At 68.0% G+C, this 13,542-nt stretch carries 16 protein-coding genes; 4 read left to right on the top strand and 12 right to left on the bottom strand.

The window, feature by feature from the left end:
• Window positions 1-7: 7 nt before the first annotated feature.
• The 3 genes from dapE to AC3IPP_RS00255 all read left to right on the top strand — a co-directional run bounded on the left by dapE (window position 8) and on the right by AC3IPP_RS00255 (window position 2,631).
• Window positions 8-1,201, top strand: a complete 1,194-nt coding sequence (gene dapE / locus AC3IPP_RS00265; RefSeq protein WP_489149900.1) for a succinyl-diaminopimelate desuccinylase — start codon at window positions 8-10, stop codon at window positions 1,199-1,201.
• Window positions 1,202-1,277: 76 nt separating this feature from the next.
• Window positions 1,278-1,742 carry a carboxymuconolactone decarboxylase family protein gene (locus AC3IPP_RS00260; RefSeq protein ID WP_489149899.1) on the top strand — a complete coding sequence of 155 codons (465 nt, stop codon included), beginning with the start codon at window positions 1,278-1,280 and terminating at the stop codon, window positions 1,740-1,742.
• Window positions 1,729-2,631, top strand: coding sequence for a sigma-70 family RNA polymerase sigma factor (locus AC3IPP_RS00255; RefSeq protein WP_489149898.1), 903 nt, complete (start codon window positions 1,729-1,731; stop codon window positions 2,629-2,631). The genes AC3IPP_RS00260 and AC3IPP_RS00255 overlap by 14 nt, the downstream gene beginning before the upstream one ends.
• On the opposite strand, the gene AC3IPP_RS00250 is transcribed toward AC3IPP_RS00255, so the two are convergent.
• The 3 genes from AC3IPP_RS00250 to AC3IPP_RS00240 are packed head-to-tail and all read right to left on the bottom strand — an operon-like array spanning window position 2,628 to window position 3,641.
• A complete protein-coding gene (locus AC3IPP_RS00250) occupies window positions 2,628-3,086 on the bottom strand; it encodes a YbaK/EbsC family protein (RefSeq protein WP_087140635.1) in 459 nt (152 codons plus the stop codon). The genes AC3IPP_RS00255 and AC3IPP_RS00250 overlap by 4 nt on opposite strands.
• Complete coding sequence (locus AC3IPP_RS00245; RefSeq protein ID WP_341021620.1) at window positions 3,083-3,298, bottom strand: hypothetical protein; 216 nt, start codon at window positions 3,296-3,298, stop codon at window positions 3,083-3,085. The genes AC3IPP_RS00250 and AC3IPP_RS00245 overlap by 4 nt, the downstream gene beginning before the upstream one ends.
• Before the next feature lies 1 nt (window position 3,299).
• Entirely contained in the window at window positions 3,300-3,641 is a 342-nt protein-coding gene (locus AC3IPP_RS00240; protein WP_003166358.1) for a RidA family protein, read from the bottom strand.
• A gap of 115 nt (window positions 3,642-3,756) precedes the next feature.
• Between AC3IPP_RS00240 and AC3IPP_RS00235 the strand changes: the two genes are divergently transcribed.
• Entirely contained in the window at window positions 3,757-4,191 is a 435-nt protein-coding gene (locus AC3IPP_RS00235) for an SRPBCC domain-containing protein (RefSeq protein WP_046652523.1), read from the top strand.
• Window positions 4,192-4,205: 14 nt separating this feature from the next.
• Here the strand turns inward: AC3IPP_RS00235 and AC3IPP_RS00230 are convergent, their stop codons facing one another.
• The 9 genes from AC3IPP_RS00230 to AC3IPP_RS00190 all read right to left on the bottom strand — a co-directional run bounded on the left by AC3IPP_RS00230 (window position 4,206) and on the right by AC3IPP_RS00190 (window position 13,436).
• Complete coding sequence (locus tag AC3IPP_RS00230) at window positions 4,206-5,195, bottom strand: type II secretion system F family protein (protein ID WP_087140633.1); 990 nt, start codon at window positions 5,193-5,195, stop codon at window positions 4,206-4,208.
• A 15-nt stretch (window positions 5,196-5,210) separates the two neighbouring features.
• A complete protein-coding gene (locus tag AC3IPP_RS00225; protein ID WP_489149897.1) occupies window positions 5,211-6,194 on the bottom strand; it encodes a type II secretion system F family protein in 984 nt (327 codons plus the stop codon).
• Between the two features lie 5 nt (window positions 6,195-6,199).
• The gene (locus AC3IPP_RS00220; protein ID WP_489149896.1) at window positions 6,200-7,780 is read right to left on the bottom strand and encodes a TadA family conjugal transfer-associated ATPase; all 1,581 of its coding nucleotides are present in this window, start codon (window positions 7,778-7,780) and stop codon (window positions 6,200-6,202) included.
• A gap of 4 nt (window positions 7,781-7,784) precedes the next feature.
• Window positions 7,785-9,320 (bottom strand): CpaE/TadZ family protein, encoded by a 1,536-nt coding sequence (locus tag AC3IPP_RS00215; protein ID WP_489149895.1) that lies wholly within the window; start codon window positions 9,318-9,320, stop codon window positions 7,785-7,787.
• Window positions 9,317-9,997 carry a CpaD family pilus assembly protein gene (locus AC3IPP_RS00210; protein WP_489149894.1) on the bottom strand — a complete coding sequence of 227 codons (681 nt, stop codon included), beginning with the start codon at window positions 9,995-9,997 and terminating at the stop codon, window positions 9,317-9,319. Before AC3IPP_RS00210 ends, AC3IPP_RS00215 begins: the two co-directional genes overlap by 4 nt.
• A 5-nt stretch (window positions 9,998-10,002) precedes the next feature.
• The gene (locus AC3IPP_RS00205; protein WP_373407968.1) at window positions 10,003-11,550 is read right to left on the bottom strand and encodes a type II and III secretion system protein family protein; all 1,548 of its coding nucleotides are present in this window, start codon (window positions 11,548-11,550) and stop codon (window positions 10,003-10,005) included.
• Window positions 11,551-11,567: 17 nt separating this feature from the next.
• Window positions 11,568-12,494, bottom strand: a complete 927-nt coding sequence (gene cpaB, locus AC3IPP_RS00200; RefSeq protein ID WP_489149893.1) for a Flp pilus assembly protein CpaB — start codon at window positions 12,492-12,494, stop codon at window positions 11,568-11,570.
• A 121-nt stretch (window positions 12,495-12,615) separates the two neighbouring features.
• Window positions 12,616-13,128 carry an A24 family peptidase gene (locus AC3IPP_RS00195; protein WP_087140626.1) on the bottom strand — a complete coding sequence of 171 codons (513 nt, stop codon included), beginning with the start codon at window positions 13,126-13,128 and terminating at the stop codon, window positions 12,616-12,618.
• 125 nt (window positions 13,129-13,253) lie between these two features.
• Entirely contained in the window at window positions 13,254-13,436 is a 183-nt protein-coding gene (locus tag AC3IPP_RS00190) for a Flp family type IVb pilin (protein WP_087140625.1), read from the bottom strand.
• Window positions 13,437-13,542: the final 106 nt, after the last annotated feature.

Here is a 13,542-nt window from a genome sequence, read left to right as displayed (position 1 = left end):
TAGCCTCATGAACGCCGCATCACATTCCGTCATCGATCCTGTCGACCTGACCCGCGACCTGATCCGCATCCCCTCCGTCACCCCCGCCGATGAAGGGGCCATGGACGTGCTGGAGCGCGCCCTGACCAGCCTGGGCTTCGCCTGCCGCCGCATGGTGTTCGAGGGGCCGAGCGGCGTCGGCCACGACGCGCGGATCGAGAACCTCTACGCCCGGCGTGGGACGGCCTCGCCCAACCTCTGTTTCGCGGGCCACACCGACGTGGTGCCGATCGGCGACCTCAAGGCTTGGAGCGCAGGCCCCTTCGAGGGCGAGACCCGCGACGGCGTCCTCTATGGCCGCGGCGCTGTGGACATGAAGGGCGGCATCGCCGCCTGGGTCGCCGCCGTCTCGCGCGTGCTGGCGGCAGGTGAGATTGAGGGATCGCTGTCCTTCCTGATCACCGGCGACGAGGAAGGCCCGGCCCTGCACGGCACCAAGCGGGTGGTCCAGACCCTGGCCGCCGAGGGCGAGGTCATCGACGCCTGCGTGGTCGGCGAGCCGTCATCGGCCCACCACCTGGGCGATATGATCAAGGTCGGGCGGCGCGGCTCGCTGAACACCTGGATCACCGTCTTCGGCAAGCAGGGCCACGTCGCCTATCCCGATCGCGCCGCCAACCCGGCTCCGGTGATCGCCAGGCTTCTGGCCCGTCTGGACGCCCACGTCCTCGACGAGGGCTATCCCGAGTTCCCCCCGTCGAACCTTGAGATCACCACCATCGACGTGGGCAATCCGGCGACCAACATCATCCCGGCGGAGGCGAAGGCGCGGCTGAACATCCGCTTCAACCCGACGCACACCGGCGACGGCCTGATCGACTGGCTGAACCGCGAGGCCGGGGCGCTTCAGGCCGAAACGGGTCTGCAGATCGAGCTGGAGCATATGTGCTCGGGCGAGGCCTTCCTGACCGAGCCGGGCGTCTTCGTCAGCGCCGTGCAGGACGCGGTCGAGGTCGTGCTGGGCCGCCGCCCCGAAGCCTCGACCACCGGCGGCACCTCCGACGCCCGCTTCATCCGCGCCCTGTGCCCGGTGCTGGAGTTGGGCCTGGTCGGCCAGACCATGCACGAGGTCGACGAGCGCGTGCCCGAGGCCGAACTGCGCGCCCTGACCGACGCCTATGAGCGCGTCATCGCCACCGTTCTGGAGCGCCTGAAGCTCTGATCCGCAGGGTCATGTCACAATCCGGCGGCCTGTCTCGTCATGAAAGGATACGTCCCCAAGCCACAGGAGCCACGACATGACCCCGCGCATAACCAGCCCCGCCAAAGCCGCGCCAGAAACCTATCAGGCGATGGTGCGGCTGGAACAGGCCGTCGCCGCCAGCGGTCTGGAACACAGCCTGCTGGAACTGATCAAGATCCGCGTCTCCCAGATCAACGGCTGCGCCTATTGCCTGCACATGCACACCGCCGACGCCCGCGCGGCGGGTGAGGACGAGGTGCGGCTGCACCTGCTGGCGGCATGGCGGGAATCCTCACTGTTCAGCCCGCGCGAACGCGCCGCACTGACCTGGGCCGAGAGCCTGACCCGCATTGAGCAGTCTCAGGCGTCCGACGCGGACTACGCCGCGCTCAAGGTCGAGTTCAGCGAAGCCGAACAGGTGAACCTGACCTTCGCCATCGGGACGATCAATGTCTGGAACCGGCTCGCCGTCGGCTTCCGCTCGGCCCATCCGGCAGGCCCGGCGCGTGTCGCGGCCTGACCCCGCCACCGAGGCCTTCGAAGCGCATCGGCCGCGGCTGACGCGCCTCGCTTATCGGATGCTCGGCTCCCTGGCCGAAGCCGAAGACGTGGCGCAGGACGCCTGGCTGCGATGGAGCCGCATCGACCCGACCGAAATCCGCGAGCCCGGCGCCTGGCTGACGCGCACCACGACCCGCCTGGCGCTGGACCGATTGAAATCCGCCCGGATGCAGCGCGAGACCTATGTCGGCGCCTGGCTGCCCGAGCCTCTGATCACCGGGCCTACGTCAGGCGTCGAGGACTTCGCCGATGATCTGACCCTGTCGCTGATGACGGCGATGGAGCGTCTGTCGCCGCTGGAGCGTGCGGCTTTTCTGCTGCACGACGTCTTCGATGTCGGCTTTGACGAGGTGGCGACGACCCTCGAGCGCGACCCCGTTTCCGTCCGGCAGTTGGCCAGCCGCGCCCGCCGCCACATCCAGGCCGCCCGCCCCCGCTACGCCGTCGAACCTGAGGAAGGCGAGCGCCTCGCCCGAGCCTTCTTCGACGCGGCGCGATCCGGCGACACCGCCGCTCTGAGCACCCTGCTGGCGGATGACGTGACGCTGAGATCGGATGGCGGCGGCAAGGTCATCGCCTTCCACAATGCGATCAACGGCGCGCCGAAACTGCTGCGCCTCTATGCCGGGCTTCATCGCAAATACGGCCATGAAGGCTCGGAAATGATCCGGCCGGTCTGGATCGACGGCCTGCCCGGCTATGTCAGCCTGGAACGCGGGCGAATTCTGCAAACCACGGCGCTGACCATCGCTGAGGGGCTAATCGTCGAGGTCTTCATCACCCGCAACCCGGACAAGCTGGCGGGCATCGCCGCCCTGTTGGACGCATCGCCGCTCGCCTGGACCTAGCGGCAGGCGTCGACCCATTCGGCGCCAGTCAGGTCGACCATCCGTTCGGGGCTGATGCGGACGGCGGCGTGGATAGCGCCCGCCGCCGGGATCACCACGTCCCAGACCTTCAGCGACGCGTCGCAATAGACCGGCAGGGGCGTCGTCAGGCCGAAGGGGCAGACGCCGCCGACCGGGTGGCCGGTCACGTCCTCGACCTCGGCCAGGTCCAGCATTTTCACCTTGCCGCCGAAGGCCGCCTTGGCCTTAGCGTTGTCCAGCCGCGCATCGCCCGCCGTAACCAGAAGGACGGTGCGGTCGCCCGCGCGCAACGACAGGGTCTTGGCGATCTGGCCGGGTTCGACGCCATGGGCGGCGGCCGCCTCGGCCACGGTGGCCGTGCTGACGTCCAGCTCGATGATCGCGATGTCCGGCGCCGTCTCCGCGAAGAAGGCTCGGACGCTGGCCAGGCTCACGCCTCGCCTGCCGCTTCCAGCCGCGCGATGCGGCGATCCATGTCGGCGACCTGATCCTTCAGCCGCTGCGCCTCGGACGCCATGTCGACCGGCGTGCCGTCGTCATAGGTCAGCTGCGCGCCCTTCTCGATCAGGTCGAGACGGTAGAGGGCGGTGACGCGGGTCGCCTTGAACCGCTCCAGTTCGCTCTCGTTCGAGATGACGCGGGCCATGTCAGCGCGCCGCCACGACGATGACTTCGACGAGGTAGTCAGGCGTCGCCAACTTCGCCTCGCAGGTGGCGCGGGCGGGTGGATTCGCCGGGTCGACCCAGGCGTCCCAGACGCCGTTCATCGCCTCGAAATCGGCGATGTCAGCCAGCCAGACCTGGGCCGACAGGATCTTCGACTTGTCGCTGCCGCACTCGGCCAGGATCGCCTCAACCTCGGCCAGGGCGGTGCGCGTCTGGGCGGCGACGTCCTCGCCCGGCTCCCCGACCTGTCCGGCCAGGTAGATGGTCTGGCCGTGGATCACGGCCTGGCTCATGCGGCTGTCGGGCTGGATGCGGGTGATCATGACGGCTCCTTGGGCTGAGGCTCGGACTTAACGCGGCGGGGCGAAGGCTCCAAGGACAAACGCCGGGCGCCTCTGCGTCTTCCTAAACGCAAAAAGCCGTGTCACAGGAAGCGCCATGGAAACGATCCGCATCGAGAACCGCATTGGCGTGCGCGCCACGGCCGAACGCCTCTGGGAGGTGCTGACGGACTTCGGCGGCTGGAACCGCTGGAATCCGCACGAGGTCGAGGTCGAAGGCGCCCTGGGCTTCGGCGCGCCGATCAGCCTGACGGAGCGCCTGCCCGACCTGGGCGAGCGTCAGGTGCAGGCGCAGCTGGGCGAGTGGGAGCCCAACGCCCAACTGGTCTGGATCGAGCGTCGCGGCTTCCTGTTCCGCACCTTGCGCTACTACGAGATCGAGGAGCTGGAGCGCGGCGCCTGCATCGTGTCGCACGGCACCGTCTTCACCGGCCTGCGCGCCGAACTGTTCCACGACAAGCATCGCGCCCGCATCCGTCCGGCCTATCAGGCCATCAGCGAGGCCCTGAAGCGCACCGCCGAAGAAGGCTGAGGCGTCTCAACCCCTCAACCGCCCTTCATCATGTCCTGGATGTTGATGATGGCCGGCCCCAGGATGACGACGAACAGCACCGGCAGGAAAAACAGGATCATCGGCACGGTCAACTTGGCCGGCAGGGCCGCAGCCTTCTTCTCGGCGGCGGCAAGGCGCAGATCGCGGTTTTCCTTGGCCATGACGCGCAAGGCGGACCCCAGCGGCGTGCCGTAGGTCTCGGCCTGGGTCATGGCGGTCGCCACGGCCTTGATGCCCGGATGCTGGGTCCGCTTGGCCATGCCGTCATAGGCCATGCGCCGGTCGGGCAGATAGCTCAGCTCGGCCGAGAGCAGGGACAGCTCCTCGGCCAGTTCGATCGACTGGCCGCCGACCTCCTGGCTGACTTTCTGGATCGCCGCCTCGATCGACATGCCCGACTCCACGCAGATCAGCAAAAGATCGAGCGAGTCCGGGAAGGCCGCCATGATCGACGCCCTGCGCTTGTCGATCATGTTCTTCAGATAGATGTTCGGCGCATAGAAGCCGACGCCCGCCGCCATCACCACCATGGCGACCTGGGTCATCATCGGCAGGTCCGGCTTGACCACCACGAACAAGTAGAAGGCCGTCAGCGCCATCAGGATGAAGGGGGTGGCGAAGCGGAAGAAGTAGAAGGTGTTCAGCGGACCGGGCCCGCGGAAACCCGCCTGAACCATGTTCTCGGCCACCTTGGGGTCTTCCAGCAACTTCGTCAGGTTGAGGCGCGCGACCACCCGGCTGCGATAGCTGTCATCGGTCTGGCGCAGGCTGGAGCCTTCGCCAGACCCGCCGCGCATCGCCTGACGCGACCGGCGGCGCAGTTCCTCGCGCCGCTCGGCCACGGCCTTCATCCGCTTGTCCAGCCGCGCGCCGCCGCCGACGAAGGAGGACAGCATGGTCAGGACGCTGGCGAACACCGCCACGCCCACGCCGATGCTCAAGAGGTTCTGCGGATCGGTGATGAAGCGCATGAAGCCGTTCACGTCGTCGCCCTCGCCTCAGAACTTGAAGGAGATCATGCGCTTCATCACGAAGACGCCGATCGCCATCCACAGGGCCGCGCCCATCAACATGACCTGCCCGCGGATATCCGTGAACATCAGCAGCATGTAGCTGGGGTTGGTCAGCATCACGAGGATCATGACCGCCGGCGGCAGGGAGGCGATGATGCCCGCCGAGGCGATGGCCTCGGACGATAGGGCCTTGATCTTCTCGCCCATCATCCGTCGGGCGCGCAGCACCGTGGTCAGATTGCCCAAGGCCTCAGCCAGGTTGCCGCCCGACTTCTGCTGAATGGCGATAACGATGGCGAAGAATTTCAGCTCCGGCGTCGGCATCCGCTCGTACATCTTGTCCAGCGCTTGGGCGAGCGTCAGCCCCACCCCCATGCCCTCGACCAGGGTGCGGAACTCGCCGGCCAGAGGCTCGGGGCTCTCGCGGGCGATGATCTTGAAGCAGTCATGGACCGGCAGACCGGTCTTGATGCCGCGCACCAGGATGTCGATGGCGTCAGCGAAGGCCAGGGAGAATTTCTTCATCCGGGCCTTGGCCTTCATGCCGACGATCCAGCGCGGCAGACCCAGGCCCGCCGCCACGCCGACGCCCAGTACGATGATGATGTGGGCCCCGAGAACGAAGGCCAGCAGCGCTCCGACCAGGCCCGCGACCACGCTGATGATGGCGAAGGTCCGCACCGAGAGGCTCAGCCCCGCCTGTTTCAGCTTGGCGGCCATGGTCATGCGCGCCTTGCGCTCGCGCCGGTCGACCTCCTGAAGCTGCAGCAGGATCTGCTTACGGCGCGCCTCGGGCGTATTGGCCGCCGCGGCGCGCTTGGCGTTCGCCGCGGCTTGGGCCCGCACCCCGCCCATGGTCTTGGCGCGCTTGACCGCCTGGCTTGAGGAATCGTCGCCGCCGACCAGCACCCAGCCGACGCCGCCGATGGTGATGAAGGCCAAGATCGCCGCCAGGATGGGAAGCAGCATCGCCCCTACTCCGCCGCGTCCAGAGCTTCGGCCAGTTCCCGCTCCAGCCCGTAGTAGCGGGCGCGGTCCCAGAAGCGCGGGCGGGCGATGCCCGTCGAGCGGTGACGGCCGGTGATCTTGCCGTGCGCGTCCTCGCCGGTGATGTCGTAGACGAACAGATCCTGGGTGACGATGACGTCGCCCTCCAACCCCACCACCTCGGTGATGTGGGTGATGCGGCGCGAACCGTCGCGCAGGCGCGCGGCCTGGACGATGACGTCGACCGAACCGACGATCATCTCGCGGATGGTTCGAGACGGCAGGCCGTAGCCGCCCATGGTGATCATCGATTCCATCCGGCTGATGGCTTCGCGCGGGGAGTTGGCGTGCAGCGTCCCCATCGAGCCGTCGTGACCGGTGTTCATGGCCTGCAACAGGTCGAAGGCCTCGGGTCCGCGCACCTCGCCGACGATGATGCGCTCGGGGCGCATCCGCAGACAGTTCTTCACCAGATCGCGCATGGTGATCTGGCCCTGCCCCTCCAGGTTCGGCGGGCGGGTCTCCAGCCGGACCACATGCGGCTGCTGCAACTGCAGCTCGGCGGCGTCCTCGCAGGTGATGACGCGCTCGGTCGGGTCGATGAAGGCCGTCAGGGTGTTCAGCAGGGTCGTCTTGCCCGAGCCCGTGCCGCCCGAGATGACCAGATTGCATCGCGACGCGCCGATGACGCCCAGGACGCGCGCGCCCTCGGGGCTGATGGAGGCGTACTCCACCAGATTGCGCATCGTCAGCTTGTCCTTCTTGAACTTGCGGATCGTCAGCGTCGGGCCGTCGATGGCCAGCGGCGGGGCGATGACGTTGACGCGGCTGCCGTCGGGCAGGCGGGCGTCGCAGATGGGGCTGGCCTCGTCGACGCGGCGGCCCACCTGGGACACGATCCGCTGACAGATGTTCATCAACTGGCCGTTGTCGCGGAAGCGGACGTTGGTCAGCTGCACCTTGCCGCCGACCTCGATGAAGACCCGCCCGGCGCCGTTGACCATGATGTCGGCGATGTCGTCGCGCGCCAACAGCGGCTCCAGCGGACCATAGCCCAGCACGTCGTTCAGGATGTCCTGAACCAGATGCTCCTGCTCGGCCACCGACATGGAGACGTTCTTGATCGCCACCAGTTCGGAGACGATATCGCGAATTTCCTCGGCCGCCGCCTTCTGATCCAGCTGCGCCAGCTGGGCCAGATCGATGGTGTTCATCAGGGCGTTGAAGATGGTGGTCTTCGTCGCGTGATAGTAGTCGCTCTGCTCGCGCACGATCTCGGCGACGGCTTGAGCCTTCTTAAGCTGCTCCAGGCCCGGCGTGGCCCGAGGACCGCTCGACGAGGCGCTCGGCGCAGGCTCGAGCTTGCGGCCCAGCAACCCGTCCAGGGCGTCCAGCCGGTCGCTGCGCGGCGCGGCGGCGGGCGGCGGCGCCAGAGGGTCCAGGTCTTCGGCCGAGAAGCCGTCCACCGGCTCGGGCGCGCGGCGCGCCTGGGCCTCAGGCGCGGGGGCCGGCGCGGGCCGTGGCGCGGCGGGGGCCAGGCCCGACTGTGCTGTCCGCTTGCCGAACACGGCCTCAGCGCTTCTTGCTGAACAGAGAGCCGAGCAGGGAGCCGCCCCCGGCGCTCTTGGCCGCCGACGCCGGCTTGGCGCGGCCCGCGGCGCGCGCGGATGCGGCCGGCAGTTCACGGCGCGAGACGATCTGGGCCAGGGTCTCGAAGGCTTCGGCCGCCTTGGTCTTGGCGGCGGCGTCGACGATCATCTGACCGTTGTTGGCGGCCGAGCCGAACACCTTGGCGTCGAAGGGAATGCTGAGGCTGGGATGGATGCCCAGGGCCGCGCCGAAGTCCTTGGCCGGAATCTCGGGTCGCCCCGGTATGCCCACCTGGTTCAGCACCAGACGCGGCGGGGCGTCGTTGGGCCGCCCCTGCTTGATCAGGTCGATCATGTTCTTGGCGTTGCGCAGCGAGGCCAGGTCAGGCGTCGCCACCACCACCACTTCGTCGGCCGCGATCAAGGCCCGGCGCATCCAGCCCGACCACAGGTGCGGCAGATCCAGCACCACGAAGGGGGCGGTGGCGCGGATGCGGGTGGTGACTTCCTCGAAGGCCTCGGCGCCGATGTCCCAGTCGGTCTCCAACGTCGCGGGCGCCGCGAACAGGCTCAGCTTGTCGGTGCAGCGGACCATCATCCGGTCCAGCAGGGTGGCGTCCAGGCGATCCGGCTGATTCAGGGCGTCGGCCACGCCGTTCAGCGGATCCTGGTTGAAGTCCAGCCCCGCCGTGCCGAACGGCAGGTCATAGTCGACGATGACGGTGTTGACGCCGATGCGCTCGCTCATCGCATAGGCGGTGTTGTGCGCCACAGCCGAAGCCCCCGCCCCGCCGCGCGCGCCGACGAAGGCGATGGTCCGACCGACGAAGGGCTGGGCCGGATCGGCGAACAGGCCCCCGATGGCGGCGATCAGTTGCAGCGGCTGCACCGGCGCCACCAGATATTCGCTCACGCCCCGCCGCATCAGCTCGCGGAACAGCAGGATGTCGTTGGTCGCGCCGATGATGACGACCTTGGTGCCCGCGTCGCAGACCTGGGCCAGCTGGTCGATCTCGGCCAGCAGGTCCTGCGGCGCCTTCAGGCTCTCGACAATGATCAGAGGCGGCGTCGGCTCGGCCTGATAAGCTTCGATCGCCGCCTGGACGCCGCCGAGACGGATCTGGGTCGTGGCGCGGGCCATGCGGCGGTCCTGGCCGGCGCGCTCGGCGGCGGCGGCCGTGTCCTGACGCTCGGCGAAGATGTGCACGCCGATGCGCGGGATCGACACCTCGACCGAGGCCGGCCCGCCCATCGTCAGGGCCGTGGACGTCTCGACCGCCGGCATGGCGGCCACCACGGGCGAGACGGCGGCGGGTGAAGGGGCCGAGGCGTTCATCGCAGTCTCGGTTTCCGACCGCATCCGCCCAACCGGATCAAAGGGGTCAGACGCCTGCGCCATGGACCCAGGCGCGGGCGTCCCGGCGCCCGTCGGGTGCAGGTCCATGAACTCATCATCAAGATCGAAGCCGTCCAGGGCGTCGAAATCCTGAGAAGGGAAGGGCTTGGGCGCCGTCGTCATTGCACAGCCTGTGAAATCTTGGTCTGCGACAACAGGGTCTCACGCTGGGCGGAGGTCTGGCCGCCCTTGCGATAGGCGTCGAACACCACCGAACGACGACCGAAGTCGGACGGGGTCATGGCTCGCGGCGCGACGATGTCGCGCGGATCGGCGATCTGGGCGGCCAGGTTGGCGTTCACAGCGCAACCGAAGTTGGAGGCCGACTGATTGTCGCCTGTGCGGCCCAGATTGCCCCATTGCGTTCCGCACTGCGGCACCACGGCGCGCACCGTCTCGAAGCCGACCAGTACCGGCGCCCTGGGGTCCGGCGCGGCGTAGCCGACCAGTTGGATGCGCTCGCCCGGCACGCCCGCCGCCTCGAACGCCGCCTTGACGTTCCAGGCCGCCTGGGTCGCGACGGGATCGCCGCCCGCCGGCGCCTCGATCACTAGGACCGGCGCGCCTTCCATGGCGAAGCGCCCGACCAGGGCGTCCAACGCCGCGCGTTGATTGGCCGACAGCCCCGTCTCGTGCACCGCCAGGGCGATGCGATCCACCCCTGGCTCGACTTGCAGGCTGAAGCGCGAAGTGGGAGTCAGCGGCGGTTCGCCGCCCAGGCCGGCCGGACCGCCGACGCAGGCCGACAGCGCCAGGCTCAGGCTCAGAACGGCGGCGGAGATGGAGACGGTGCGGATCATGGCGCTCACTCGATCACATAGCCGACAGGGCCCCGCCAACCGGCGCCCGGCTGGGCCGCCGGGGCGGGCGAGCCGTAGACCTGGTTCAACTGGCCGAAGAAGATGGTCTGGGCGTCCTGGGCGATGCGCAGGCCGTCAGCCGGCGTCTGCATCCGACCCGGCGAGGTCGGGTTGACGATATAGGGCTCGACGATGACCACCAGCTCGGTCTCGCCCATCACATAGTCGCGCGAGCGGAACAGCTGGCCCAGCACAGGCAGATTGGTCATGCCCGGCAAGGCGTCGATCGACTGGCGCGTCGATTCCTGCAGCAGGCCAGCGATCATCATCGACCCGCCCGAGGGCAGTTCAATGGTGTTCTCGCTACGCCGCACAGTCAGTCCCGGCAGGGTGATGGAGGACGGGGTGCCCGCGCCGATGGTCAGGCCGCCGTTGGGCGTCAGCTCGGACACCTCGACCTTGACCTGCAGGCTGATGCGCCCTTCCGACAGGACCACCGGCCGGAACGACAAGCCGACGCCGTAGGGTTTGTACTCGACCGTGATCTGACCTTCGCGGTCGCGCCCGGCGGGCACGGGGAATTCACCCCCGGCCAGGAAGCTGGCCGCCTCACCGTTGACCGACGTCAGATTGGGTTCGGCCAGCATCCGCACCAGGCCGACGCGTTCAAAGGCCTTAAGCATGGCCTCGCCCTTGTTCAGCCCGTCCGAACCGGGGCCGGTTCCAGGCTTTGCCGTGTCCCAGTTGGACGGATCGCCGGGGCTGCCGTCGACCGTCACCGGACACAAGGCGCCTTCAGGCCAACCCGGACCGAGGCAAGGCACCTGCATCTGGAAATTCTTGGTGGTGTCGCGCGCGATCCCGCCCGCCAGACCGCCCAGGAAGGAGCCGTTCACGCCCCAGGTGGCGCTGTTGCCCAGCAGCCATTGGGTGTCGCCGACACGGCCGATCACCGCCTGGGTGTCGAATCCGAGCTGCTTGATGGCGCTGCGCTGCACCTCGACCACGCGCACCTTCAGCGTCACCTGGTCCGATCCGGCGACGGCGATCATGTTCATGACCTTTTCCGGCGCGCTGACGAAGGCGCGGGCCACCTGGGCGGCGCGTTCGGCTTCCAGCGGACTGGCCGCCACGCCGGTCAGGATGATGCTGTCGTTGACCGCCTCGGCGCGCACGTTCGAGCCCGGCGCCACGCGCGCCAGGGTGTCCTGAAGCGCGCTGACGCCCGCATCCACGCGCACCCGCAGCGCCAGGATGGTGCGCCCGCTTGCGTCCAGGAAGATGGCGTCCGTCTCGCCGCCCGCCAGGCCGATCATTGTGATCCGGCGTGGCGAGTGCAGCATGGCCTCGGCCACAGCCGGATTGGAGATGATGACGTCGCGCGCATCCGCCGGCAGATCGACGGCGAAGGAGGTTCCGCGCGGCAGATTGACCATCTGCGGGGCCGAGCCTGCGGTGATGGCGGCGCGCGTCTGGGCGCGAGCGCCGTCCGACGCGACAGAACCGCCCAGCGCGATCAGGGCGGCGCAGGCGGCGACAGCGAAACGATTCATGCCCGATAGTCCCGTCTTCATGGCACCGCCACCGCTTCGGCCTGCCCCTCGCGATAGACACGCACGACCGAACCGCCGCCCGTCGCCCGCCCGCGCACCGCGCCCGGCACATGGCCCGACGGACCGGCCGTATCGGCGTAGGAGCGCAGCACCAGCGACAGTTCGCCTTCGGACTTGGCCAGGGCCAGCACCTCGGCGTCGCGGCCCATCAACTCCAGCGTCGCGGTGGCGCCGACCACCGCCTTCTCGTCTTCGGCGGCGCGGGTGCTCTGGTCGATGGCCAGAACCTTGACGTTGCGCATCACCGTGGCGGCTGAATACTTGGTCCCGCCCTCATCGCCCGAGCCCTTGACCTCACGCGTCAGCAGGACGTCCACGCGGTCGCCTGGCAGGATGAAGCCGCCCGCAGCCGTCTCGACCGTCACACGGATCGCCATGGCCCGCATGCCCGGCTCCAGATAGGCGGCCATGTAGCCGCTGTCCCCGGCGCGCACGATCTTGCGCGCCACCAGGGGCTCGCCGGCCAGAATGGGTTCACGCACCACGGCGCCGATATAGTCCGACTTGGCGCCCGGCGTGTTCAGTTCGGCGACGGCCTTCATGGCCTTTTCCACCGTGGCGCCCTTGTCGTCGCCAGAGCCTTCGACGGCCGCGTTCTCGGCGGCGGCGCCCTCGGCCTTGGAAGGCGGCGGGCCGTCTGTGATGAAGAGGGGGTTGAGTTCGTCGGCTGGCCAGTCTTTCCAGCTCAGGTCCGCATCGACCAGGCGACGGCCCGGCTCCAGATCACGCGCAGCGACCAGCACCCTGGCCATGGGCCGCGTCTCGACGGCGGCCGTGGCGGTGGCCGTCGGCTGCCCCGACGACCCCATGGCGCGCACGACCAGCGCCAGACCGATGGCCGCGAGGGCTGCGATGCAGATGACAGCGATCTTGGCGGGTTTCATCCAGTGTCTCCGGCAGACGCGATCGCGCGAACCCGGATGATCCGCCCCCTGCCTGTCAGGGATAATGGCCCGCCATGGTTAACGCGCCCCTAAGCTGGACCGCCCTTGACGAACAACGTCATCAGCCCGCGATGTAAGCCGTCATCAGCGGACTGGACGGATAGGCCAGCAGGGCGCCGATAGCGATGGCGACGCCATAGGGAATGTCCCCCTTGGGCTGCATCAGCCGCATGACCCAGCCGGGGCCGCTCTGGGCGAAAAAGGGCAGATGACTGCGCGCCGTCATCAGCAGAATGCAAAAGCCGCCGCCCACCAACGCTGTATAGAAAACAAAGAGCACGCCACCCGAAGCGCCCATCCACAGCATGGAGGCGGCCAGAAGCTTGGCGTCGCCGCCGCCGATCCAATTCGCCGCGAACATCCCCATGCCGACGACAAGCATCGCCATCGCCAGACCAACCGAAACGCCCACCACGCCCAACGGCAGGCCCAGCGCCAGGGCGGCCGGGAAGAAGGCGACGAGCAGCACCACCGAGATCCAGTTTGGAATCTTCATGGTGATCAGGTCATGCAGGGCTGCGCCGATCGCCAGAACAGGCAGGACGGCCAGCAGGATCATGGGCAGTTCAGTCATACGCGCACCCTAGGCCTGGTTTCTTAAAAGCAGGTTGCCGCTCAGCAGGTCGTACTTCTGCATCTAAAAAAGAAAAGGCCGGAATGTCTCCATTCCGGCCTTCCTCAAATCTGCTTATCGGTGGTTTAGGCCGTCTTAGGCGGCGTCTTCATGTCGGTCGTGACCTTCTTGAAGGTGTCATTGAGCTGAGTGCCCAGAGCAGCGACGGCGCCGATGATGACAACCGCGATCAGAGCAGCGATCAGGCCGTATTCGATGGCCGTGGCGCCGGATTCGTCTTTAGCGAAGCGCGTGATGAAGTTACGCATATTGTGTCTTCCTTCTTTCAATAACGAGCAGATGACCCATCATCAGGGTCGTCGGTTTTGCCCGCTTGACCCCCGTTTGCATGGAGACAATGCGACGACGCCCCTT

This window comes from Brevundimonas sp. KH_060 (genome assembly GCF_057838275.1).
The sequence above is the reverse complement of the archived record's forward strand: the minus strand, read 5'-3'. Positions and strand labels throughout refer to the sequence as shown.